19 protein-coding genes are annotated in these 26987 nt (G+C 38.8%); 1 reads left to right on the top strand and 18 read right to left on the bottom strand.

Annotated features, from left to right (window positions below; all coding sequences use genetic code 11):
• Window positions 1-84: 84 nt before the first annotated feature.
• From RI845_RS07925 to ccoG, 13 genes are all read right to left on the bottom strand, one after another.
• A complete protein-coding gene (locus RI845_RS07925; RefSeq protein ID WP_348389194.1) occupies window positions 85-2442 on the bottom strand; it encodes an efflux RND transporter permease subunit in 2358 nt (785 codons plus the stop codon).
• Between the two features lie 10 nt (window positions 2443-2452).
• Entirely contained in the window at window positions 2453-3460 is a 1008-nt protein-coding gene (locus RI845_RS07920) for a WD40/YVTN/BNR-like repeat-containing protein (protein ID WP_348389193.1), read from the bottom strand.
• A 133-nt stretch (window positions 3461-3593) separates the two neighbouring features.
• Window positions 3594-4958: a DUF1329 domain-containing protein gene (locus tag RI845_RS07915; protein WP_348389192.1), complete on the bottom strand. Its 1365-nt coding sequence runs from the start codon at window positions 4956-4958 to the stop codon at window positions 3594-3596.
• An 11-nt stretch (window positions 4959-4969) separates the two neighbouring features.
• On the bottom strand, window positions 4970-6988 hold the full coding sequence (locus RI845_RS07910) for a DUF1302 domain-containing protein (RefSeq protein ID WP_348389191.1): 2019 nt from the start codon (window positions 6986-6988) through the stop codon (window positions 4970-4972).
• Window positions 6989-7415: 427 nt separating this feature from the next.
• A complete protein-coding gene (gene pepN, locus RI845_RS07905) occupies window positions 7416-9986 on the bottom strand; it encodes an aminopeptidase N (RefSeq protein WP_348389190.1) in 2571 nt (856 codons plus the stop codon).
• Window positions 9987-10101: 115 nt separating this feature from the next.
• Window positions 10102-11559 carry a Na+/H+ antiporter NhaC gene (nhaC, locus tag RI845_RS07900; RefSeq protein WP_348389189.1) on the bottom strand — a complete coding sequence of 486 codons (1458 nt, stop codon included), beginning with the start codon at window positions 11557-11559 and terminating at the stop codon, window positions 10102-10104.
• 338 nt (window positions 11560-11897) lie between these two features.
• Entirely contained in the window at window positions 11898-13973 is a 2076-nt protein-coding gene (prc, locus tag RI845_RS07895; RefSeq protein ID WP_348389188.1) for a carboxy terminal-processing peptidase, read from the bottom strand.
• A 16-nt stretch (window positions 13974-13989) separates the two neighbouring features.
• The gene (gene proQ, locus RI845_RS07890; protein WP_348389521.1) at window positions 13990-14628 is read right to left on the bottom strand and encodes an RNA chaperone ProQ; all 639 of its coding nucleotides are present in this window, start codon (window positions 14626-14628) and stop codon (window positions 13990-13992) included.
• Between the two features lie 70 nt (window positions 14629-14698).
• Window positions 14699-14989 (bottom strand): hypothetical protein, encoded by a 291-nt coding sequence (locus RI845_RS07885; RefSeq protein ID WP_348389187.1) that lies wholly within the window; start codon window positions 14987-14989, stop codon window positions 14699-14701.
• Window positions 14990-15017: 28 nt separating this feature from the next.
• Window positions 15018-15485: a GAF domain-containing protein gene (locus RI845_RS07880; RefSeq protein WP_348389520.1), complete on the bottom strand. Its 468-nt coding sequence runs from the start codon at window positions 15483-15485 to the stop codon at window positions 15018-15020.
• Window positions 15486-15590: 105 nt separating this feature from the next.
• Entirely contained in the window at window positions 15591-16301 is a 711-nt protein-coding gene (locus tag RI845_RS07875) for an SIMPL domain-containing protein (protein WP_348389186.1), read from the bottom strand.
• Window positions 16298-16930, bottom strand: coding sequence for a DUF2057 family protein (locus RI845_RS07870; protein ID WP_348389185.1), 633 nt, complete (start codon window positions 16928-16930; stop codon window positions 16298-16300). The genes RI845_RS07875 and RI845_RS07870 overlap by 4 nt, the downstream gene beginning before the upstream one ends.
• Window positions 16931-17106: 176 nt before the next feature.
• Entirely contained in the window at window positions 17107-18474 is a 1368-nt protein-coding gene (gene ccoG / locus RI845_RS07865) for a cytochrome c oxidase accessory protein CcoG (RefSeq protein ID WP_348389184.1), read from the bottom strand.
• Between the two features lie 140 nt (window positions 18475-18614).
• On the opposite strand from ccoG, the gene RI845_RS07860 reads away from it, so the two are divergent.
• On the top strand, window positions 18615-20027 hold the full coding sequence (locus RI845_RS07860) for an aminotransferase-like domain-containing protein (RefSeq protein ID WP_348389183.1): 1413 nt from the start codon (window positions 18615-18617) through the stop codon (window positions 20025-20027).
• Between the two features lie 22 nt (window positions 20028-20049).
• On the opposite strand, the gene prpF is transcribed toward RI845_RS07860, so the two are convergent.
• The 5 genes from prpF to RI845_RS07835 form a co-directional block, all read right to left on the bottom strand.
• Window positions 20050-21240, bottom strand: coding sequence for a 2-methylaconitate cis-trans isomerase PrpF (prpF, locus tag RI845_RS07855; RefSeq protein WP_348389182.1), 1191 nt, complete (start codon window positions 21238-21240; stop codon window positions 20050-20052).
• Between the two features lie 176 nt (window positions 21241-21416).
• Window positions 21417-24020, bottom strand: a complete 2604-nt coding sequence (gene acnD, locus RI845_RS07850) for a Fe/S-dependent 2-methylisocitrate dehydratase AcnD (protein WP_348389181.1) — start codon at window positions 24018-24020, stop codon at window positions 21417-21419.
• A 155-nt stretch (window positions 24021-24175) separates the two neighbouring features.
• On the bottom strand, window positions 24176-25300 hold the full coding sequence (gene prpC / locus RI845_RS07845) for a bifunctional 2-methylcitrate synthase/citrate synthase (RefSeq protein ID WP_348389180.1): 1125 nt from the start codon (window positions 25298-25300) through the stop codon (window positions 24176-24178).
• Between the two features lie 62 nt (window positions 25301-25362).
• Window positions 25363-26253 carry a methylisocitrate lyase gene (gene prpB / locus RI845_RS07840; RefSeq protein ID WP_348389179.1) on the bottom strand — a complete coding sequence of 297 codons (891 nt, stop codon included), beginning with the start codon at window positions 26251-26253 and terminating at the stop codon, window positions 25363-25365.
• Between the two features lies 1 nt (window position 26254).
• Entirely contained in the window at window positions 26255-26938 is a 684-nt protein-coding gene (locus RI845_RS07835; protein ID WP_348389178.1) for a GntR family transcriptional regulator, read from the bottom strand.
• Between the last annotated feature and the right edge of the window lie 49 nt (window positions 26939-26987).

The following is a 26987-nucleotide window of genomic DNA, read 5'->3' as shown; positions in this document are numbered from 1 at the left end:
AAAATGGCCTTTCGGCCATTTTAGTGATTAATTATGCAGTTATGTGAATACTGCTTGAATAAAAATATTTTTATCGCATCACAATTATTTCGTCTTGCTTGCTTTTTTAGACTGACTTTTGTCTGACCATAAGAAAGTAGACAAGGCTGGTAATATAATAATTGCTGCCAGCATGTTAACTAAAAACATAAAGGTTAATAATATCCCCATATCAACTTGAAATTTAAGATCTGAGAAAAACCACGTTGATACACCAATAGCTAACGTTACTCCGGTAATCAATACTGCACTACCTCGTTCTTTAAGAGCTGAAAGGTAAGCTTGCCCCATTGTTTCACCCTGTTTTAAATGGGCACTCATGGTAGAGAGAATATAAATACCATAATCAACACCAATACCAACCCCTAAGGCAATTACTGGCAATGTAGAAACAGTTAAGCCTATATCAAGGTACGTCATTAGTGCTTGGGCCAGTGTTGAAACTACATAAAGAGGAGCAATAACAACAACTGTTGCACGAACCGAGCGGAAACTGATTAAACATAATAAGGTTACCGCGCCATAAACATAAAACATCATTGGGATTTGAGCTTCAGCTACCGCTTCGTTGGTAGCAGCCATTACCCCTACAGGTCCTGATGCTAACTTAAACTTGATGGTATCAGTATTTAGTTCGGCGGCATTTTCTTTAACGGCAGTAACAATGCGTTCAATGGTTTCTGCTTTATGATCTTCCATAAATAAAATGATTGGCATCGCACTACAATTAGTATTTAACAAACCACTGGTATGTGGAATACGCGCAATAGATTGCACAAGGCTTTGCTGGTTTCGTGATAATACCTGCCAACGCTTGTTACCTTCGTTATAACCGGTATTTACAATTTTGGCGACGCTGGCTAAAGAAACAGCTGACTGTACACCAGGCACGTTTTCCAGGCGCCATTGCATGGTATCAATGGTATTCAATACTTCATGCTCTACACAAGATTCAGCAAAAGTTTCAACCACAACAGACATATAATCAACACTGATTGCGTATTTGTCAGTAATTAAAAATGTATCTTGGTTATAACGAGAATCTTCGTGTAAAGCCGGAGCTCCAGCATGAAGTTCGCCTATTTTTAGCTCACCACTTTGGTTAAAGCCCCAAATAAACAATATTGCCGTGAACGTTAGAATAATCGCCGCTGGTTTACGAGAGGTAACAATAGCCGCTTTACGCCACAACAACCGATTCATCAGTTTATGATCAGCATTTTCAACGATATGCTTTTGTTCTTCTTCATTGAAGCGAACAAACGACACTAAAATTGGTAATAATAACAGGTTGGTAAAAATAATAAGCCCAACACCTAAGGATGCAGTAATTGCCAACTCGCGAATAATACCGATATCAATCGCTAGTAACGTTAAAAAGCCCACGGTATCAGACAGCAATGCGATACCACCAGGAACAAGTAAACGCCTAAAACTTAACTGAGCAGCTTGTCTTGCACTGTTGCCTTTAGCAACTTCTTTGGAAATTGCATTGATCATTTGTACACCATGGCTCACGCCGATGGCGAAGACCAAAAACGGTACAAGGATAGACATAGGATCTAAACCAAAGCCTAATTCCGTCAGCATGCCCATTTGCCAAATAACGGCAATTAAAGAACACAGGATAGGCAGAAGAGTTAACGTTATAGAATTACAAAATAGGTAAACCATTATGGCGGTGATCGCTATCGCAATAGCAAAAAATGTAACTACGCCTTTCGCGCCGTCAGCAATATCGCCAACCATTTTTGAAAAGCCGATAATGTGAATGCTGATATTATCTTTTTCAAACTCACCACGCAGCTCAACTTCAAGTTGCTTGGCTAGTTTTAACGTATCGAGCTTTTCACCGGTTTGTGGGTCAATTTCCATTAACGATGATTTAACCATTGAACAGGTATAATCATCTGAAACCATACTGCCTACTATGCCAGCTTTTTCAATATTACCTTTTACAATAGCCAAACCACGCTCGTCAGGCTGAAAATCGGCAGGAATTACCGGCCCGCCAGCAAAACCATCTTCAACGACTTCAACAAAACGAGTTGATGGAGCATACAGAGAGTTAACTAGAATTCGGTTAACGCCAGGAATGAAGAACAATTGATCGTGTACGCCTTTAAGCGTGGTAAAAAAGTCTGCATTAAAAATATCACCTGTCGTATTACATACAGAAATTAATACATTGTTCGCACCACCAAAATCAGTTTGATGCTTCAAATAGGTTTGCATATAACTGTGTTGCAACGGTACGTTTTTCTCAAACGATGCATCAAGTTTAATGTTTGTTGCTTGCGCTAATAAGTAACCGGTGATAAAAAGGAAGATACCTAATACAGAGAACCTGAAGCGAAAGATGTTACGTTCGATATGATTTAGAAATTTTATAATTGCCATCATTGGCTCCTACTTATTTAACAGCCAATACTTTAACGCCAACTTCACTGGCGACGACAAGTTTATTATTAAACCAAACGCCACCAATTAAGGCTTTACCGTCCGGTTGTGTACTTAAGGTAAAATCAGTGCCGTTAGCACTGCTTAGAATCACCCCTGCATTTGCCAACACATATACATGCCCTTGTTCTGTAACAACAATATCATTCAATAAGGCAGTAGTGTCTGTGTCTTGATGTTGCCATTGAGCGCCACCATCTGTGCTGGAAAACATATTGCCACGTAAGCCAACGACAAGCAGTTGTTGTTGATCAATCTGAGCGATATCGAAAAATGACCCCATGTAAATTTCATCAAGCAACTCCCAAGTTTGTCCTTGGTCACTGCTTTTTGCCAACATGCCAATTTCACCCGCAAGGTATAGCTCGTTTCCTACGGATAAAATACGATTAAAATGAGGTAGGATGCTGGCAATTTCTTCTAAATAGAATTCTTCATCTTCGACTTTCAACTCTTGTAGATATTCTTGATCATCACTGTTTACCAGCTCTAAATGAAACTCTTCAACCCAAGTTTTCCCGGCATCTTTGGTGCGATAAAAAACACCGTAAGCTCCAACAGCGATACCGTGATGTTGATCAAAAAATACGACATCAAATAAAGGTCGCTCTTTTTCAGGTTGATAATTTTGAATGGCCCAGTTTTTACCACCATCAATGGTGTTTAAAATAGCTGAGTCGTGACCAACCGCCCATCCACGTTGCTCATCTAAAAAATAAACTCGGTTTAGCGCAGAATTTGCCGGATTTGATTGCTGCTGCCAATCAATACCGTCAGATGAAAGCAAAATATGGCCTTTGTCGCCAACAGCAATTAATGATGACTCGCTCACCTTAGCGATATCCAACATTAGCGATTTAGATGCTAATGGTAAAATTTCAGCGGGAACCGGATTACTGGTAGCTAAAGCAGAAAAGGAAAAGGTGCAGTAAACTAGTACACATTTGAATACACGGATCATAAATTTTTAAACTCAATGGTTATAGCAATCACATTGATTAAATGTCATGGCCATTAAATTAACGTTTTAATAACAACTAGCCTAAAACTAAAAACGGCTGGCAGAGCCAACCGTTTTTGTCTTTGGATGGTTCTTATCTGCGACCTTCTCGGCGTAAGGCAGAAGACGTAAAGTCTCTGTCTTTATGCTTAGGAGCAAAGTCATACATGTTATGTTCATTATCTAAACCGATAGCAATATAACGACGTGATTGCAGATCATGATACACCTCAAGTGTAGACCATTGTGCCGGTAACTCGTAATAATTAAGACCATGGGCAACAGCCACACGATATAATTCATCACGGTTATCGTACATGTCAGCTACAGATACTTGCCAGCTATCTTCGTCTATGTAGAAGGTACGTTTCTTATAAACATGGCTAGTACCATCTTTTAATGACGCTTCTACAACCCATACACGATGTTTTTCATAGCGAACCAGATCAGGGTTAATGTGCCCTGCCTGTAAAATATCATCGTATTTTATTTTATCGCTGTGTAAACGGTAATCGTTGTAAGGGATCAACAGTTCTTGCTTACCTTTTAATTCCCATGTGTAACGATCTGGTGCGCCGTTAAACATATCGAAATCATCAGTTGTACGTAAGCCATCTGAAGCTGTACCTGGTGCATCGTAAGCTACATTAGGAGCACGGCGTACACGACGTTGACCAGTATTGTATGTCCAAGCCTGACGTGGTGTTTTAATTTGGTCCATTGTTTCATGAACTAATAGTGCAGTACCCGCTAATCGAGCTGGTTGCGATACTTTTTGCTTAAACTTAAACAAAATATTGGTATCTTCAAGTTTTTGATAACTTGCACCTTTAACACCGTATGGAATGATTAGTGCTTCATCAAAACCAATGTAAGTAAAGCTGCCTGATGCTGTAGGTGCTGCTTGACCACCTTGACGTGTAATGCTTTCGCCACGATAACGTAGACTGTGATTCCAAATAGCTTCCAAGCCGTTAGCAGGGATTGGGAATGGCACACCAACAGCTGCTTTGCTGATACCATTACCACCACGTATTAATTCAGCACGAGATGCATTATTCAATGTTTCATCGTACACGTGTTGTGGGTAAGAAGCACTGCGACGTGTTTGATAAACGTTCATTTTGAATGTTTTAGGATAAGTCTCAAATAATTTTTGTTGACCTAAGCTCAATAAACTTTTGTATTGTGCATAGTTGCTGCTATCAACGGTATATTGAATTTTATCTTCTGGGAATGGATCAGGATGATGATCACCAGATTTATAACCCGCAGGAGCTGATGTAATACCACCAGTCCACGCAGGGATTGAACCATCTTCGTTGGCGCCCATTTCAGCGCCCATTGGCGTTAGTTCTTTGCCTAATTTAGCGGCTTCTTCTGGACTAACTTTGGCAAAACTTGTTGCTGAAGTTAGCGCCAGTGAAATAGCTAATGAAATTGCTGTAATATTTTTCATTGTTTCTAACCTTAGATTGAATATTTAATGTTAAACGATACGAAATCACGATCTTCAGTGGTGTTGGTAGTGCCTACACCGTCAAAGAAACTGTTATAGGTAAAATCTGCTGACCAAGTACTTTGATAATCAAAGCTAACTCCTAATGACAGTGATTTTTTCTCTTCAACAAACAAGAATAAAGGATCTGGTGTTGTACCTTTCACATCGTGCGAGTAAACCACACGAGGTGAAACGTTTACGCCCCAAAATACATCGTTGTAATCTAGTTTAGCTAACGCTCTGTAACCCCAAGCAAAATCTGTTGGGAATGGATTAGTCTCGGTGCCGCCCTGTACAAACAACATTATTGGATCAGTTGAGCCCGAACGCGCTCCACCAGGACCATTCAAACGTAATTCATTTTCGTCAGGCATATCTAAAATTTCGATACCACCGATTTCAACTAAACCAGTAAGCTGTCCTGCACCAAATGTAGGACCAAACAAATGCGTAAAGGTTACTTGTGCTTGTACAGTATCAGACTCAATAAAACCTGTTGCGATTTCACCTGGAGCGAAAACAGGCATTTGTGAAATACCATCTAAAGGAGCAAGACCTGCATTGGCTAATTGTTGTGGCACAGCGGCAAATAACAATTCTACATCATCGATTTGCAACGGTTCATCTTGACGATACGATATTTCACCGGCAACAGAAGTTAAACCAACGGTAGTGTTAAAACTTAATGCGTATAAAGAAATGTCTTCAGGGTATGTAAATACCGCTTTAGCAAATGCGCCAAGCTGTAATATATTATCTTCATTAACACCTTGCTGAGCAATCATACCAAGATCTGCACCTAAAGACGCATTAGTAAAGTTAGCCGTTTGCCCTGAAATAACCGGTCGACGAGAATGGTAATTCATGTGGTACAAGCTAAGTTCAGTATCGTTTAGCTCAGGAAAGAAATAAGAAAAACGTAAACCGTATTGACCGCCATCATCTGGCTCAATATCTGCGTCTTCATTTTGCGGCGTTAACGTTGCTTGACGAGCAATACCAATATAATCAGCAGCACTTGCATTACCTGAAAGGAAGTCGCCTCTAAATGCATTTAATTGCGCAATTAATTCATCTAAGTTTACATCGGCTGTACCGCCAAAACCTAACTGTACGTTATTTGCGTAACCGCCGGAGCCGGCAAAATCATTGGTTGAGAAATAACTACCTGGTGCAGGTAATACTGATTTTTCCCAGCGGTATTGATAAAACGCTTCAATATTGAAGTTTTCTGTAACCCCAACTGATGCCCAAACCGCACCAAATGGAATAAATGCTTCTTTTAATTCAGCACCTGGTGAGCGTAAACGAGCAATATCAACCGGGTTTAATTCACTAACACCATGGGCAATTAGCGTACTTTCACCCCAACTGATCACTTGGTCACCAACACGAATACTTACCGGTGTATCACCAACATAAAAGTCGGCATAAGCAAATGCATCTAATAAACGTACGTCACGACAAATTTCGTCTTTTGCGTCTTCATCATCACAAGGACTGGTAGACTCACCCGTTAACGGATTAGTGTATGGACGATCGTTATCCATCATTTCAAAATCGTAGAAATACATGCCGCGAACAAACACACCAAAATCGCCAACTTCGTTTGAATAGGTAATATCTAATTCATGGTTGCCTTTAAACATTCTTGAAAAGGCTTCACCTGAGTCGTAATTTAAGTTACCTAAATCACCGTTGGTTGAATAACTACCGGCACCATTAGCCCATACATCAAAGTTTGAAGGCGGGTTGTTTACCCAGTCAATATTGTTATTTAAGTTATTTGACTTACCGACTAGATCATTCCAATTTCTATCTTCAATACGGTGTGATTCACCGTAAGAAAATGTTGAATCGAAACTGACTTTGAAGTCACCGAGATCGAATTGAACTGCTTGTACTTGCGATGTTGCTAATACCATTAGACTGGCTGCAACACTTTTTGCGATACGATTTTTACCAAAATTAAAAGTAGAACTTGGCATTGTTTTTTCCCCAAGAATTTAGAAAAACTTTATAGTTTTATGTGCGTTATTTTTCTTAATTTATAATTGCAGAAATAATAATTACACTATTTTTACAGGTTGGCAATACTAAATAACACTTGTAAACCTGAGTGAAACTAATGGTTTGTACAGATATCCAACATTTTTCACTCGATAATTTAAAGCGTTTGTTTAAAAGATGAAGGCGTTATTTAATTGGTTTTAATTTTTGCAAAAAAATCGACTTTGCTACAGGCTAGAAGTACCAATGGTCCAACCAGTTATTAAAGCAAATACTCTATTCAAAATGGATCTTTAATGAGCCGGGTTGTTCTGTTTGATATAAGGAAATGGGGATTAATAAAATAATTAAAAATAGAGCATAAAAAAATTAAAATAATTTTATGCTCTACGTCATTTTTAGCATTTATTGCAATGCTGCGGTTAATTTTTCAAGTAAATCACGAGATAAATTGTCAAGTTGACTTAATTTTTCAAGTTCAACTTTCATTAATTGTTGGTGGTTATTATCAAACGACTTAAATTGAATAAGTGGCGTTATTAAACGAGAAGCAACTTGTGGGTTAATGGCGTTCAACTTAGTCAATTGCTCGAATAAAAACTTATAGCCACTGGCATCTTTGTTATGAAAGTAATGACTGTTGTAAAAAGCAAATGCACCAATCAGTGCCCTTGCCCTATTTGGATTATCAATACTAAATTCAGGATGCGTTAATAAACCAGTAATACGTTGCACAACATTTTCGTTATTATGCATAGCATTAATGCTGAACCATTTATCCATAACCAGGGTATTACCTTGCCATTGTCGAGCGAATTCAACCATCACATCTTCAAAGCAGATTAAGTCATTAAGCGCGGCAGTTTTTATTGCAGCTAATTGATCGGTCATATTATTGGCTTGATTAAACTGATTTAAGACGAGCTCATTCGCGCCGTCTAACAATGCCAAGTAATCTAAACAAACATTTTTCAGTGCCCTATTCCCTATCGCGGCCCCATCTTTGGCAAATTCATTCGTACATAACGATTGATACGTTGCAATAAACTTAGATTGCAACTGCTCAGCAATAAAACGTTTCAATATTGAGATAGCTCGTACCAGCGCACCAGGGTTGACCTCATCAATAGCGGCAGCCATTTCATCAAAACTTGGCAACACTAACTGCTCTGCTTTAAAGGCATTATCAGCATCACTGTTTAACACTTGCGCTAATGCCTCTGCTATTTGCATTGGTAATTCCAGCTCGGCGTTGTTTACCAGTTGCTTAATATAACCCGCAAACAGCTTTTGACCGGCGTCCCATCGATTAAACTCATCCGAGGCGTTAACCATTAATACATTCAAGTCTTGATCGTTATATTGGTAGTTTAATTTTACTGGCGCAGAAAAATTACCGAGTAATGCAGGTACAGGTTTTGTGAACACATTCTCAAAGGTCCACGTTTGTGTCTTTTGCTTACTGTGCAGCAAGCCACCTTGGTTTAGGTTGTTATCACTGGTTATCAGCTCAACATTTATTGGTATATGCAGGTTATGTTTTTCCTGCTTGTCATGAGTTTCAGGATGGTTTTGCTCAATGGTTAACTGATACGTATTACTCTTGGCATCATATTCATCACTTACACTTAACTCAGGCGTACCTGACTGGCTGTACCAATACTTAAACTGACTCAAATCAGTATTGCTGGCATCGCTCATAGCAGCAACAAAATCATCACAGGTGACCGCTTGACCATCATGGCGTTCAAAATACAATTTAATACCTGCTTTAAAGGCATCATCACCTAAAATAGTGTGCATCATACGAATAACTTCTGAGCCCTTTTCATATACGGTTAAGGTATAAAAGTTATTCATCTCCATTACTTTTTCAGGGCGAATTGGATGCGCCATAGGCCCGGCATCTTCGGCAAACTGTTGGGCACGAACTATTTTAACGTTCTTTATTCGGGTTACTGTGCTCGAGTGCATGTCGGCGCTAAATTGCTGATCTCTAAATACGGTTAAGCCTTCTTTTAAGCTCAATTGAAACCAATCACGACAAGTAACTCTGTTACCGGTCCAATTATGAAAATATTCATGGGCAATTACGGCTTCAACATTAAAGAAGTCGTCATCTGTCGCTGATAAATCATCGGCTAATACAAACTTTGAATTAAAAACGTTTAATCCCTTGTTCTCCATTGCTCCCATATTGAAGAAATCAACGGCAACAATCATGTAGATATCAAGATCGTACTCCAGGTTAAATTGCTGTTCATCCCACAGCATGGATTTTTTTAGAGACACCATCGCATGCTCGCTACGGCTTAAGTTCCCCTTATCAACAAATAGTTCAAGTTTAACTACCCGTCCCGATTTAGTTGTGAAACTATCTTCTAATAAATCAAAATCACCGGCAACTAATGCAAATAAATAACAAGGTTTTGGAAACGGATCATGCCAGGTTACGAAATGCATATTGTTTGACAAATCGCCTTGCTCAACTTTATTACCGTTTGCTAATAAAAATGGAAAGCTGGTTTTATCAGCTATGATTTTAGTGGTATAAACAGCCATCACATCAGGACGATCTAAAAAGTAAGTGATACGTCTGAACCCTTCGGCTTCACACTGCGTACAATAAACATCGGCAGATTTATACAAGCCTTCTAACGCAGTATTAGCAACAGGGTTTATTTGTGTGGTGATAGTTAGGGTAAATTGCTCAGGTAAATCAGCAATTGTTAACGTAGATTCATTGAGTTGGTATTGAGAAGCCGTTAGTTTGTCTTTATTAACCATCACAGACATTAATTGCATATGTTCACCATCAAGGGTTAATGCCCGTTGATGCACGCCTACTTTCGAAACTTCCATCACATTAGTAACTACGGTTTTAGTGTCATCTAATTCTATGGTTAAATTTACGGTAGTTATTTTGTAATCTGGAACTTGATAATCTTTTAAATATCTTGGGGAAAATTCAGTCATGAGACGCTCATAGTTAGTGTTGTTCGAAGTAATTAATTAGCTAGTGTACAAAAAAAAGGGCTTGGTAAAAATAAATATTTACCAAGCCCTTAATATTAAATTTAACTAACGCTGATTAAGCTGTTACTGCTTTACCCAGCTTTTTGATATTTAGGCCAACATAGCCATAAACAACCGCTAACACTGGGTTAATTAAGTTAAAGAAACAGTAGAATACATAATCTAACGGATTAACGGCTAGTACACCGTACATGTATGCACCACAGGTATTCCATGGAATAAGTGGAGAGGTTAATGTACCAGAGTCTTCTAAAGTACGGCTTAGAACCACTGGATCTAACCCTCTGCTTTCATATTCTTCTTTGTACATACGACCAGGCATTACAATAGCCATATATTGATCGGCGGTAACAAGGTTTGTACCAATACATGTAGTAACTGTACTTGTAATTAAACCACCTGTTGTATGTACACCTTTTAAAATCGCATCCATTAATTTACGTAGCATACCTAAGTGCTCTAAAACCGCACCGAAGGTTAACGCGCAGATGATCAACCACACAGTATTTAACATACCTGACATACCACCACGGCTTAATAGGCTGTCTAAGTTTTCATTACCTGTATTAACCGCTACACCATCAAAAAATGCTGTCCACACTACTTTAATATTAGCCGTTACCGCATCAACGCCTTCACCAGCTAAACTCATGATAAAGTCTTGTTGGAATAATACCGCCCATACTGCGCCTGTTATCGCGCCAATTGATACCGCTAAAAATGCAGGTACTTTCTTTATCGCTAATACAAGTAACACCACTAGTGGTATTAAGTTAAAGATATTGATGTCAAAATGCTTGTCCATTAAGTCATTCAGCATTAATGCGCTTTCACTAGAATCTTTTACATCTTCACTGAAGCCCAAAAATAGAAATAAAACTAATGCTGTAGCAATTGAAGGTATAGTGGTCCAAAGCATATAGCGAATGTGTTTAAACAACTCTGTTCCAACAACAGCAGGAGCTAAGTTGGTAGTTTCAGATAATGGCGAAATTTTATCACCAAAATATGCACCGGAGATAATTGCACCTGCGGTAATTGCCGGATCTAAGCCCAAGCCATTGGCTACGGCAAGTAACGCCACACCTATAGTGGCGGCTGTGGTCCAAGAACTACCAATAGACATAGATACCAAGCCACATATTAAACACGCTGCAACATAAAACCATTGTGGGTTTAATATGTTTAAACCGTAATAAATTAAGGTTGGTACTGTACCTGATAATAACCAAGTACCAATTAATGACCCAACGGCTAACAGTATTAACACTGCACCTAATGAAATTGAAATACCGTTGATAATCGCTTTTTCAATGCTTACCCAATTGTGGCCATTTTTTAACCCTATAATTATCGCAACACCCGTTGCGAGTAATAATGCAATTTGGTTCGGGCCATAAGATGAATTATCAGCAAAATACATCACCGCAGCTGTCAGCATTGTTACCATAATAACTAATGGCAATAATGCATCCATCAGACTTGGAGATCTCATTGTTTCTTTCTTTGACATATTATTGATAAACCTACTTCAATTGTTTTCTAAATTTTGTTTATAGCTTGTTAATAATCTTATTATGGTTCTGCATAAATGTATGCAATTACTTTTAAGAAACGCCTAAGCTATTTTTGTATGGCCTAGAGTATAAATGACTTCATGCAGTAATTACGAATAGATATGCGCTTAGGTTACAATAAAGATCAATATTCATGCATAAAAAAACCGATGGAAGAGTAAAATTATTTTTAATAACTTTACTCTTCCATCGGTTTTTTTTATTAAGATTGTCGAAAAACCAACCTGCCATTACGGATAATTAGGTTGGTTTATATGCAGAACTCATGCAAAAATTACTTTTTAGCAATTTTTCCTACTTCAACCAAGTCGAACGTGATGAATGCTGTTTCATCTAAGAACGGGTCTAAATCGGCCAGCGAGTCTGGGATATCATCAACAGATTCTACTTGTTCATCACCCATAGCTTTCAGGCGCATATTCGCTCGAGTTAATCGTTTAAGTTTATTTTCTTCGCGCTCTGCTTTACGTTCTTCATAATTTAAAGATGCAGACTTTTTATCTTTGTTTGCTCGATAATAATTTATGTCTTCATTTAAATATGCAAACTCATCATTAGTTTTTATACGTTCTTTATGCAAAGAATCTAAGTAAGCAATATCTTGAGTAAAATCATTGATTGTACGGTATGACGCTTTATTAATTTTATCCCATTCCAATGCGCGTTCTTCGCGGCTTTCACCCCACTCACCGGGTTCAATAGCTGAAGGATATAAAATATCAGGTGTTACCCCTTTATGCTGAGTACTACCGCCATTAATACGATAGAATTTGGCAATTGTAAATTGGATACTGCCTAACGGGTTTTCATACAAATCATACACTCGACCTAAACCGCGATGCTGCTGCACAGTGCCTTTACCGAAAGTATTTTCACCTACGATAATTGCGCGGCCATAATCTTGTAATGCAGCTGCAAATATTTCCGATGCAGATGCGCTGTATCTGTCTACCATTACCGTTAAAGGACCATCGTAGTAGCTTAAGCCATCTGTATCTTTATTGATTTCGACTCTATTAGCACCATCTCTAACTTGTACTACCGGGCCTTTATCAATAAATAAACCGGTTAATAAAGTGGCTTCAACCAGTGAACCACCACCATTACCACGTAAATCAACAATTATGCCCTGTACGTTATCTTCTTTTAACTTGGCAATTTCTTTGGCAACGTCACGAGATAACTTATTGTAAAAACTAGGAATGGTAATAACGCCTAACTTTTTAGCATTTGCAGGATCTTCGCCTTCGGCTTGTTTTTCGCTGTAAACTTCAGATTTAGCGGCGCGGTCTTCTAATTTGATGGTGTCACGAACAATTGAGATAACCTCGATTGTCGGGTCATCTTCGCCTTTTTCAACTTGTAAACGCACCGTTGTGCCTTTAGGGCCTTTAATTAAGTCAACTACGTCGTCTAAACGCCAGCCAACTACATCAACAAACTCTTTATCGCCTTGAGCAACACCTATGATTTTATCTTTAGGCTTAATCTTTTTAGATTTATCTGCTGGGCCGCCGGTGACAACGCTTTGAATCACGGTAAAGTCATCTTCAGCGCGAAGCACTGCACCTATACCTTCAAGTGATAGGTTCATTTCCATTTGGAAACGCTCAGCGTTACGAGGAGATAAATAAGAAGTATGTGGTTCAACAGTGCGAGAGAAGGCATTCATTACAATTTGAAAAACGTCTTCACTTTCACCTTGGCTAAGTCGTTTTAATGCATAATTATAACGCTTACTTAATACTTTTTTAATTTCAGCCCAATTTTTACCGGCTAATTTTAAATTTAACGCATCCGATTTAACACGCTGACGCCATAATTCATCAAGTTCAGCTTCAGTAGTTGCATACGGAGCATCTTCTCTATCGAACACATATTGCTCTTTTATAGAAAAGTCGAACTCTGTTTCTAATAAACTTAACGCATATTTATAACGTTGAAAACGACGCTTAACGTTTAAGTTATATATATCATAAGCCGGTGCTAGCTTGCCGCTGGCAACCATATCGTCAAAACTTTTACGATATTGTTCAAAGCTGGCAATGTCTGATGCTAGAAAAACCTGTCGAGAATAATCAAGTTGCTTCAAATAAAAGTCATAAATTAATGATGACAGTTCATCATCCATCATAAACTTTTTATAGTGTTGTCTTGAAAATGTTGCAGATATTCGCTGACTAGCTTTTTTATGTTGCATTTCCTGCATTAACTGCGGCAGGTCCTGCTCTACTATTTTAACTTGTTCTACAACTTTCGTTTGCTCAGCAACTTTCGTTTGTTCAGCAACTACCGACAAAGATGAAAAAGAAAGAGAAACGGCAAGGGCTAATCGACAAATATTCTGCATATAACAACTCCAGTGTTTATTTGGTAAAGATTTTATCCGCTTGTGTTTTAACCACCATACCTGAGGTTAACTGTACACTTACATCTTTACCGGCTACTTCTGTAATAGTAGCATCTAATGGTGAATTCCCAACCTGAACCATAACATTCATACCTTTAGTTAATGAATTGGCTTCAACTTTGGTTAACTTTACTTTAGGTTTGGCGGGCATTTTTTTAGCTTTGCCAACCTTAGGTTTAGCTTTACTTGTTACTGTAGAGCCTTTATCACCTGCTTTAGTTCCTTTATAAGACTTATTTTCTTTTTTGTCTTGTGTTTTTTTGTTAGCAAATTTGTCTTGGCTTTCTTTAAGCGTTTTAGCAGCAAAGTCTGCTTGCTCTTGATCGATAAGCTCAGCATCTTCACCAGCAAGGTTTACACGATGATTGCCAACTTTAATCGACTTAAGGTAACGCCAACTAGACGTGTAGTGACGAAGTGCTTGACGCAATTGAGTTTTACTAACTTTTTCGTCGTTTTCAAGCTCTGTTGCCAGCTCTTGAAAGATACCAATTTTTAAAGGTTTTACTTTGCCTTCGATAGAAAAACATGCCGGGAATTTTTCCACTAAATGGCTAATGATTTCTTTACTGGTAATACGTTTTGTTTCCATAATATTTTACTTCAATTAATTAATTTTGTTGTTCTAGATCCAAGTCGCCTCTATACGGAGGGTTCAGCTGGAATTAGAGGTTGTTTTGTTCTAAATACTGTTCACGGTTTTCAAGCAAGTGCCTGCACCAATCATAAATATCATCATATTCTAATTCAGGAAGGCTATCTTCGCCTATCCAAGCATCCCAGACTAAATTAAGCAAATTGGTTAATTCCTCTGGGTCGATGTCATCTTCAGCCATTTGATAAATGGTGTGATAAAATTCATTTACTTTTTCTGCAACACATTCTTCTTCACCATCCCAGTCGCCTACTACGGCGTCTGATACTAAAAAATCATGTATTACGACAAATTCTTTCATTCAGTTTAATACCAAGTTGATTACGAGGCTAGCTCGATACTGTTATTTGCTGTTCAAACGCATGAACTATTGCTTGCAAACCTTTTGCATCTTCTTGATCAAAATAACCAACAGATACACTGTCTATATCTAACACAGCAATAACTTTGTTTTGATGATAAACCGGAATAACTATTTCAGAATTACTCGCTGCATCACAGGCAATATGCCCTTCAAACTGATGCACATCGGCAATTAACTGAATACGTTTTTCGCTTACAGCCGTACCGCAAACACCGCGACCGACAGGGATCCTTATGCAAGCGACTTGGCCTTGAAATGGCCCTAAAACCAATTCATTATTTACCATTCGATAAAAACCAGCCCAGTTAACACCATCAAAAGCATTAAACAGTATGGCACTAATATTTGCCATGTTAGCAATAGTATCATTTTCACCAGCAATAATCGCTTCTACTTGCCCAAGCATGCTTTGATAAAAATCAGTTTTATCCACGTTTGTATAAACCATTTTACAAAAGCGCTTAACATACCCTGTCGGCTGTTTAAATTAAAGCTTTACTCGTTGTTTTTTAGAAATAAATGCAGATTAATTTTACGATTAATGATTTATTGAATAAATTAGGGTTATTTGTGCGCTTATTTCTCTTTTTCCAGGATTTGAACGGAACGAAATAGATTTTGCATTTTCGCTTGAATCTGCCATCAATACCCGTGGCGCTCCATGAGGAAATTCACTCATGTGGGTTACCGCGCCAAGCGAAAAATTTAATCTGCTGGCGATTTGTTTTGCTTTAGCTTCAGCGTCTTTAATTGCTACATTCAATGCTTGGCGATAATATTCATCGGCTTTACTGGTTTCATATTGTAATTGTGAAATGTGTTTAACCCCCAACCGTATCGCTTGGTCTAAAAGCGGGTCGTAATGTTCAAAGTCAGATAAAATAAAGGTAAGTTGTCGCGACACTTCGATAAGAGAAGGCTGATATAAGTCTTGAGCACTTTTAGATTTGTTATCGAAAATAGGTCGAATATTCATTTGGGTTGTTTCAATTGCACTTTCTTCAACCCCCATTTCTTTTGCTGACGAGAGTAATTCATTAGTTTTCTCATCCACAACTTTTTTGGCTTGTTCAGCTGTCATAGCCCTATCAGCTAGAGTGATGGAAAACGTAAAAATGTCAGGGTCAATCAATATAGCGCCTTTACCCGTCACTTCGACTCCGGGAGGTTTTATTTCTTCTGCGCAAACCGCAAGATTTGTAAATGAAAAGAGTATAATAGTGAAGGCGAAAATTCTGCTGTTGATCATTTTGCAATTACCTTTTGATTATCTTTTACGAAAGTTAAGAATTCTTTCTTTTCTTGGTCGCTGGCTTGCTGCCACCAGTACTTTAACATAGGTAAACTTTGTGGCCCCGTTTGAGTAAACTGGCCTTTGTCATTTTCATTTAAACTTTGTTTTACAATTTCTTGCCGGCGACTCAATGTTTCTTTCATAACAGTATCATTATAAGTCGCTAGCGACTGAGTAATTACAGGTACGGCACTGCCATTTGGCTTTATCAAGTTCACTATTGGCGCTTTGGCGAAGAGCTTTGCCGATTCCCCGTTATTTTGCTTTGGATAACTAAACTTAATTGTGTTTTCTTTGCCTACCGAAAATAATAGTATGAAGGGTTTAGAAGTCACCGTTATATGGTGATCTTCGGTTTCGTCGTCAAATAACTCTGAGTACTTTAGCACTAACACATTTTGTCCGCTCTGCAGTGTTAGCTTGGTTTCACTCGTAAAAAAATTTCCGGAGAACTCTTCACCATTTAATCGCTCAACCACAAAAGTATCTGGAACGATTAACTCGGCTGCCATTACAGGACTAACGAGGCCTACAGTGAATATCACAACGGATGTAATACAATGCTTAACGATTTTTAAAGTCATAAGGTATCTTTTTGGTGTATTAAACAAATTCAGTATCGACAGAATTTAACGTTATTGTTAGATATCAGTATAATCTATTTTTTCTTCTATAAAATATAAAGACATCAATAATATAAAATTATTGATGTCTTTATAAAATAACAACTTAATACATGCTCAATAAGCCGTTCGATGGATTAAAAATAATGAAAAGTAGTGCCAATTTTTAACGGCTTATGCTTGCCAGTTTTATCTATTAATACAAACTCGAACAGTTTAAACTTTTGTTGATATTGTTCAGGAGCAATTAAAGTAACTGTAAAGGTAGTTGTGGTTTGCGCGTGTGCCATAACTTGTTGGCTAGTCTCAATGATAAAGTTATCTAAACCATAATTGCCGAGTTCAAACTCAGTCGCTGTATTGGTTTTATTTAGAATTTTAATTTGATAAGAGTTTTCAACATCGCCAGCATTGTTTATACGATATAGAGCATGTCTATCTTTTAATACCGTCACTTCAAATTGGCTGCGATTCGCAAGCCAAACTAATAAAAAGACGACACTAAGTAAGATTATTGTGAGGTAACCAAAATCCGCCTTTTTATTGGTACGAGAAGTCGTTTCACCGGTATAACCAATTAACCCTTTCGCATAAGAGAATTTTGCCATGGTTTCATCGCACGCATCGATACACAAACCACAATTAATGCAATCATATTGTAAGCCTTCACGAATATCGATACCAACAGGACAAACAACTACACATAAATTACAGTCAACGCAGTCGCCTAAACTTTCAGATTTCGGCTGATTAAGCTTGCGCGGACCACGTTGTTCACCGCGTGCTTTATCGTACGTAACAACCTTAGTGTTTGCATTGAACATTACTGACTGAAAACGAGCGTATGGGCACATATGTTGACACATTTTTTCTCGTACCCAACTGGCATTTACATATGTGCATAATGCAAAAAATAAAACCCAGGCAATAATAAGTGAAGAACTGGTTAACGTGAAAAACCTAGGGTAAATTTCAGTTGCAGGGACAAAATACGACATAAAAACAAGCCCGGTAAACAATGAAATTAGCAGCCAAGTAAAATGTTTAGTGACTTTTTTTAAAGCTTTATTAAAGTTCAACGGCTGTTTATCAAGTTTAATACGCTGCTGACGATTACCCTCAATGCGGTGTTCTATCCATAAAAATAAAAAGGTCCATATTGTTTGCGGGCAGGTAAATCCACACCAAATCCGACCATACTTACTTGACACAAAAAACAAGGAGAATGCCGCGATAATAAAAATAAGCGTAAAAATAAGTAGATCTTGCGGATAAAAATAATAACTGAACACTTTTAAGTGCTGGGCAGCTACGTCGAACAAAACAGCCTGCTCTCCTTGATACTGTATAAATGGTATACCAATAAACATTAGCATTAATAGCACGCCTAAATATCGTCTAATTTTTTGAAAGAAACCTTTTTGCTCTTTAACATAGATTTTTTCATCAATATGTTTGGTTTGAAATATAAGCTGATTTTTGTCAATTGTTTTATCAACGCCCATAACAGTGTTCCGCAGATAGAATAAATAATTTCGCTATTTTAAATCTCTTCTCACACAGGTACAGGCACAGTTTTTTAATATACAATGGGTACAGAGCATTAAACTTAACTTATTAGTTAAGCCATAACTGGTAAAATTTTATGACAGCCCACAAATATCAAGCACTTGCTAATACCATTATTTCCAAGATAGCCGCGGGGCATTTACGCTTTGGAGAAAAGCTCCCCTCTATAAGGGCTTTAATGCTGAGCCATGATGTATCTAAAAATACAGTAATAAAAGCGCTTGCAGAGCTTGAAAAATATGACTACATAGAAGCGAGAATAAGGCTTGGTTATTTTGTAAAATTTAAACATATAGAAAACAATACGCCGGTAACGTTAAACGCTGAAATACAACCTGTTGAAGTGACAATTCCACAAATTTTTTACGATATAATGCAGCGCAGTGCAGCGTTTGATATATCACCAAGTTGCAATGAGCAATATCAATCAAAATATTTATTACAACTACAAAAAGACATTAGCAAAGCAACAAAAGTCAGTCCTTTTATTAAAGCTTCTTATTATGACTCCCCTATTGGTCTATTAAGTTTAAGAAAGCAAATATGTACCCGTTACCGTAATCGAGATTTTCTAATGGATGAAAGCGAGGTTTGTATCACTTCTGGTTGTCAGCACAGCTTATTTTTGTCTCTATTTTCAGTGTGTAAACCCGGTGATACTGTGGCAGTAGAGAGCCCGGGGTTTTATGGGATAATTCAATTATTAGAGCAATTACAATTGAATATAATCGAAATTCCAGTAGCAAGTACTACAGGATTAGATTTAGATGCCCTAGAGCAAGCCGCAAGTAAATGGGACATAGCGGCTGTAGTTGTAACACCGTCATTTTCTACACCAACAGGTGCATTAATGCCAATTAAGAATCGACAGCGTATTGTAACAATAGCCAACACGCATGATTTTGCGGTTATTGAAGATGATATCTATGGCGAGTTGGGCTTTGACAGCAACCTACCACCAGTTAAAACGTTTGATAGTGAACAGAGAGTTATTTTATGCAGCTCATTTTCAAAAAGTCTTTCTAGAGATTTACGAATTGGTTGGGTAAATGGTGGTCGCTGGCATGAAAAAATAATTCGCTTAAAGTTAACCAGTCAATTGGCCAGTGGACAATTACAACAACTAGCCGTTGCTGAATTTATGGCTAATGGACATTTTAAACGCCATTTACACAGTTTCAAAAGTAGTCTTTTATTACATCGAAACCAACTACTCAGCGCGTTATTGCAATATGGTCCCAGTGCAATTAAATACTCCCTTCCTCAGGGAGGCTTAGCGCTTTGGGTAGAATTTTCTCAAGAGATTAATACCACTAAATTATATTCAACAGCACTTAAAAAAAATATTGTCTTAACACCAGGACAGTTATTTTCCAGCGCAGGACATTTTAGCAACAGTATGCGAATAAGCTTTAACCATCCATATACAGGACAACGCTTAAATGCTCTAAAACAAATAATAAACCCCGACAATTGCCAGGGCTTATAATGTTTACTTAACTAGCTTATTATTAAAAGCAATCGCCAGGTATTCTTACCCAACCTTCCATTAATACGCGAGCACTACGGCTCATGCTTACTTTTTTAACAGTCCACGCAGCATTAACCACTTCAGCTTCGGCGCCAACTTTTAGCGTACCCGATGGATGACCAAAAGTAACAGCAGCCGGAGCATCGCCATCAACGTCAACACCAGCAGCAAGAGAAACTAATGTGCCAGGAATCGCGGATGCCGTACCGATAGCAACTGCTGCCGTGCCCATCATCGCATGGTGTAATTTGCCCATAGATAATGCACGTACGTGTAAATCGATTTCGCCTGCAGTAATACTCTTACCACTTGAAGATACGTAATCTTGAGCTGGAGATACAAACGCAACTTTAGGCGTATGTTGACGTCCAGCAGCTTCAGAAATATCTTTAATTAAGCCCATTTTAACTGCGCCGTAAGCACGAATAGTTTCAAAGCGAGTTAATGCTGCTTCATCATTATTAATCGCATCTTGTAACTCAGTACCTTGGTAACCAATTTCATCTGCATTTAAGAAGATGGTTGGGATACCTGCAGTGATCATGGTTGCCTTAAAGTTGCCAATACCTGGTACTTCTAAATCGTCAACTAAGTTACCTGTTGGGAACATTGCCTCACTCGGGTCTACCGGCGCAACAAAATCAACTTGCACTTCGGCAGCAGGGAATGTAACGCCATCTAACTCAAAATCACCAGTTTCTTGTACTTCACCATTAGTGATCGGAACATGAGCAACAATTGTTTTTGAAATATTTTTCTGCCAGATGCGCACGGTACAAATACCATTTTCTGGAATACGTGCACTATCAACCAAACCAGAGCTGATGGCAAAAGAGCCAACTGCAGCCGTTAAGTTACCGCAGTTACCAGACCAATCAACGAACGCTTTATCGATAGCAACTTGGCCAAATAAATAATCTACATCATGATCAACTTCTTCGCTTTTCGCTAAGATAACAGTTTTACTGGTACTTGATGTAGCACCACCCATACCATCAGTTTGTTTACCGTATGGATCTGGTGAACCAATAACGCGCAGCAACATGTTATCGCGTGGCTCACCAGGAACCTGACAGCGCTCAGGCAAATCAGTTAAATTAAAAAATACACCTTTAGATGTACCACCACGAATATACGTAGCTGGAATTTTTACTTGAGGAACAAAACTCATAGGTTTTTCCTTTTAGATTTTATAAAAAAGGCACATGAAATGTGCCTTTTTTCATTAAAATAAATAAACTCAATCTATTTGCTTTAAGCAGTATTTTAGCCCTAGTTCAAGGCGGTAGCGCGGAGCCTAGTTTACTAGGTGAGCACTACCAACGCAGAAATCGAGCTAAAGACCATTTAAGCATTAGATTCAAGGAAGTCGTTGGCGAATTTTTGTAATACTCCGCCCGCGGCGTAAACAGAAACTTCTTCAGCAGTATCAAGACGACACTTCACTGGAATTTCTACTACTTCACCATTTGATCGAGTCATTACCACAGTCATAGCCGCACCTGGCGCTGTTGTACCGGTAACATCGTAGGTTTCAGTACCATCAATGTTGTACGTATGACGAGTTTCATTGTTAGTGAACTCTAACGGCAATACGCCCATACCAACTAAGTTTGTACGGTGAATGCGTTCAAAACCTTCAGAAACAATGACTTCAACACCCGCTAAACGAACACCTTTTGCAGCCCAGTCACGTGATGACCCCTGACCGTAGTCAGCGCCAGCAATAATGATTAGCGGTTGCTTGCGTTCCATATACGTTTCAATCGCTTCCCACATGCGTGACTCTGTTCCTTCAGGCTCGATTCGAGCTAGAGATCCTTGTTTCACCTCGCCATTATCGTCACGACACATTTCGTTGAATAATTTAGGGTTAGCAAATGTTGCACGTTGCGCAGTTAAGTGATCACCACGGTGAGTTGCGTATGAGTTAAAATCAGCTTCAGGTAAGCCCATTTTATCTAGGTAAGCACCCGCAGCACTGTTTAGTTGAATTGCATTTGACGGTGATAAGTGATCAGTTGTGATGTTATCGCCTAATACTGCCAACGGACGCATACCTTTCATAGTACGCTCACCCGCTAATGCACCTTCCCAATAAGGAGGACGACGAATATAAGTACTGGTTTCATCCCAAGCGTATAATGGACTTTCAGCTGGTTCAAACGCACCTAAATCAAACATTGGTGTATAAATTTTCTTGAACTGCTCTGGTTTAACACTTGCTTCAACGATTGCATCAATTTCTTCATCACTTGGCCAGATATCTTTCAACGTAATGTCATTGCCGTTTTGATCTTGACCTAATACATCTTTTTCAATATCGAAACGCATAGTACCAGCAATTGCATAAGCAACAACAAGTGGCGGTGACGCTAAAAAAGCTTGTTTGGCATGAGGGTGAATACGACCATCAAAGTTACGGTTACCAGATAATACTGCAGTAGAGTATAAATCGCGGTCAATAATTTCTTGTTGGATTTTTGGATCAAGAGCACCAGACATACCGTTACAGGTAGTACAAGCGTAACCGACAATACCAAAACCAAGTTTTTCCATTTCAGGTAATAAACCAGACTCTTCCAAGTAAAGTTTTGCAACTTTAGAACCTGGTGCAAATGAAGATTTAACCCAAGGTTTACGTACAAGACCTAGCTCATTTGCACGTTTGGCAATAAGGCCTGCAGCAACAACATTACGAGGGTTTGAAGTATTAGTACATGAAGTGATAGCAGCGATAATTACTGCACCATCAGGCATTAAGCCTTGCTCTTCTTCAGCTTTACACGCGTCTAAATCTTTAGCGATGTCTTTTGATGCTAAGTCGCTAGTCGCTAAACGGCGATGCGGGTTAGATGGACCAGCTAAGTTTCGAGTAACCGTTGATAAATCAAACTCAATAACACGTGGGTATTGTGCTTCAACCAAGTCATCAGCCCATAAACCAGTGTGCTTAGCATACGTTTCTACTAAAGAAACTTGCTCAGGCTCACGACCAGTAATTTTCAAGTAATCAATGGTTTGTTCATCAATGTAGAACATACCTGCTGACGCACCATATTCTGGGGTCATATTTGAGATAGTTGCACGGTCACCAATAGTTAAGTCTTTCGTACCTTCACCGAAGAACTCTAAGTAGCTAGATACTACTTTTTCATTACGTAAGAACTCAGTAATTGCTAATACCATATCGGTTGCAGTAATACCTGGTTTGCGTTTACCAGTTAACTTAACACCAATAATGTTCGGTAAGCGCATCATCGATGGGCGACCAAGCATTACTGTTTCAGCTTCTAAACCACCAACACCAATAGCGATAACACCTAAGGCATCAATATGTGGCGTGTGGCTATCAGTACCTACACAAGTATCAGGGAACGCTACACCATCACGCGATTGAATAACTGGAGACATTTTTTCCAAGTTAATTTGGTGCATGATACCGTTACCGGCGGGGATAACATCAACGTTTTTAAACGCAGTTTTAGTCCACTCAATAAAGTGAAAACGATGCTCATTGCGACGGTCTTCAATGGCGCGGTTTTTATCAAACGCTTCGCTGTCAAAACCCGGAGCTTCTACTGCTAGAGAGTGATCTACGATAAGTTGTGTTGGTACAACAGGGTTAACTTTTGCAGGATCTCCACCTTGATCAGCGATTGCGTCACGAAGACCCGCTAAATCAACTAAGGCTGTTTGACCTAAAATGTCATGACAAACAACACGAGCAGGATACCAAGGAAAATCAAGGTCTTGCTTGCCTTCAATGATTTGCTTAAGCGAGTCGGTTAACGCTTCTGGCTCACAACGACGTACTAACTGTTCAGCTAATACACGTGAAGTGTAAGGTAATTTTGCATAGCTACCTGGGGTAATTGCTTCAACCGCGGCACGCGTATCGAAGAAATCTATATTGGCACCTGGTAGAGGCTTGCGGTATTCATAGTTCATAAGGAAATCCACTATGTTTAAACAAAAATACATGCTAATGCACTTTTGCAATTTATTTATTCGGAAATGGGGAAGGCATTAATTTGAGTTAAATTAAACGCCATTCCCCATTCTATTATCTATACAAGGCAAAAGACTCTTCTTTTGCCTGGTCTTTATCTTTCTGAGATAGGACCAACAGTGCGAGGTTCAACACCTGTATAATCTGCACTTGGGCGGATAATACGGTTGTTATCGCGCTGCTCCATAACATGAGCAGCCCAACCAGTTAAACGTGAACACACAAAAATAGGTGTAAATAGTTTAGTTGGAATTCCCATATAGTTGTAGGTTGATGCGTGGAAGAAATCAGCATTACAGAATAATTTCTTGGTATCCCACATGAACTCTTCACAAGCTACAGAGATATCGTAAAGTGACGTATCACCATTTTCTTGCGCTAATTTCTCAGACCAAGCTTTGATAACTACGTTACGAGGATCTGATGTGCGGTAAATCGCGTGACCGAAGCCCATGATTTTTTCTTTACGCTCTAACATACCAGCCATTTTCTCTTTTGCATCTTCTGGCGAGTTGAACTTTAAGATCATATCCATTGCAGCTTCGTTTGCACCACCGTGTAATGGACCACGTAATGTACCGATAGCACCGGTAATACATGAGAACATATCTGATAAGGTAGATGCACAAACACGAGCTGTAAATGTAGATGCATTAAACTCATGCTCTGCATAAAGAATTAATGAAACATCCATAACACGTTTATGTTGTGCTGAAGGCTCTTCACCGTTAAGAAGACGTAAGAAATGACCACCTAAAGACTCTTCTTCAGTAACACAGTCAATTTTTACACCGTCATGGCTGTAACGGTACCAATACGTCATAATTGCAGGGAAAGCTGCAAGTAAACGGTTAGCAGCTGTACGTTGCTCTGAAAAATCATTTTCTGGTTCTACATTACCTAAAAATGATGCACCGGTACGCATAACATCCATCGGATGAGCATCTGCTGGAATGCGCTCTAACACTTCTTTAAGTGCTTGTGGTAAATCACGCATTGCATGAAGTTCAGCTTTATATGCATCTAATTGTGCTTGATTTGGTAACTCACCGTTAAATAAAAGGTATGCTACTTCTTCAAATGTTGAATTTTCAGCAAGGTCTGCAACATCGTAACCACAATAAGTTAAACCTGAACCAGATTGACCTACTGTACATAATTTTGTTTCACCGGCACTTTGACCACGTAGACCTGCACCACCAATTTTTTTCTCAGACATAATTTCTTTCCTAATAATATAGTTCTGTATTTTATTTAAATTTATACTTTGTTGTTACAGCTTTACTTGTTTTTACCTTCAGAGAAAAGCGCATCTAGCTTTTGCTCGTAATCGTGGTAACCAAGGTAATCATATAAATCCATACGAGTTTGCATGTTATCAATAACTGCTTTTTGATCGCCATCGGCTAATAATGTTTTGTAAACAAGTTCAGCAGCTTTGTTCATAGCACGGAATGCTGATAATGGGTAAAGCACCATTGCACAGCCCCACTCGCCTAGTTGCTCTTTGTTCCAAAGCTCTGTTTGACCAAATTCAGTGATGTTTGCTAATACAGGTACATCTAGTGCTTCGGTAAATGCACGGTAATGCTCTTCTGTTTTAACAGCTTCAGCAAAAATACCGTCAGCACCTGCTGCAACGTATGCTTTTGCACGTTCAAGTGCCGCTTCTAGACCTTCTTGAGCGAATGCGTCAGTACGAGCCATGATAAAGAAGTCTTTATCTGTACGTGCGTCAACTGCTGCTTTAATACGATCAACCATTTCTGCAGTTGATACGATTTCTTTGTTTGGACGGTGACCACAACGTTTTTGTGCAACCTGATCTTCAATGTGAACAGCTGCTGCGCCAGCTTTTTCCATATCACGAATAGTTTTGGCGATATTGAAAGCTCCGCCCCAACCTGTGTCGATATCTACTAATAACGGTAAGCTAGACGCTGCAGTTATACGTTGAACGTCAGCAACAACATCGTTTAAAGATGTCATACCTAAATCAGGTAAACCGTAAGATGCATTGGCAACACCACCACCAGAAAGGTATATAGCTTGGTGACCTAATTGCTCAGCCATCATTGCGCAATACGCATTAATAGTACCTACTACTTGTAGTGGCTTGTTGTTTTGTAGTGCTAAACGAAATTTTGCACCTGGAGATAATTGAGTTGTCATGTTATTCACTTTCCTGTTCTAGTTTTCTTTCGATATTTTTGCGCGATGCCGCGATGTGACGACGCATCAGCATTTCTGCTAATTCACCATCTCTGTCAGCTATCGCATGTAAAATTGCTTTGTGCTCACCATAGGCACGACTTGCACGCGGACTGTTCATGCCAAACTGGCAACGATACATACGCACAAGGTGATACAGCTCACCACAAAGAATATTGATTAGTTGTTGATTGTTACTGCCTTGGATCACTCGGTAATGAAAATCTAAATCACCTTCTTCCTGGTAATAGGCGATCCCATCTTGTAGTTGCTTTTCTTGGCCATGAACGGCAAGTATGGTTTGCAACTCTTTAATTTCGTCATCTTTCATTTGACTGGCCGCCAAACGACAGGCCATACCTTCGAGTGCTTCACGAACTATATATATTTCAAGCAAGCCCTTAGTAGTACACTCAACCACACGTGAGCCAACATTCGCTTTACGCTCAATTAAGTGGCATTTTTCAAGACGATTTAACGCTTCACGAAGAGTTGAACGACTGACTTGATATTTTTTAGCAAGTTCAGGTTCACTGATTTTACTACCCGCTAATATCTCACCTTCAACAATCTCATGTTGCATGGTTTCAAATATTTTATCTGCGGTAGTAACCACGGCTTGTCTTGCTGGGTTTTTATAGTTCATCGGACTCTATTTAGTTATTTTTCAGCGATACGTCTGTCGACTTGTATAA

This window comes from Thalassotalea nanhaiensis, assembly GCF_031583575.1.
Classification (GTDB): Bacteria; Pseudomonadota; Gammaproteobacteria; order Enterobacterales; family Alteromonadaceae; genus Thalassotalea_A; species Thalassotalea_A nanhaiensis.
Note: the sequence above shows the minus strand (reverse complement) of the source record. Positions and strands in the feature narration are given on the sequence as shown.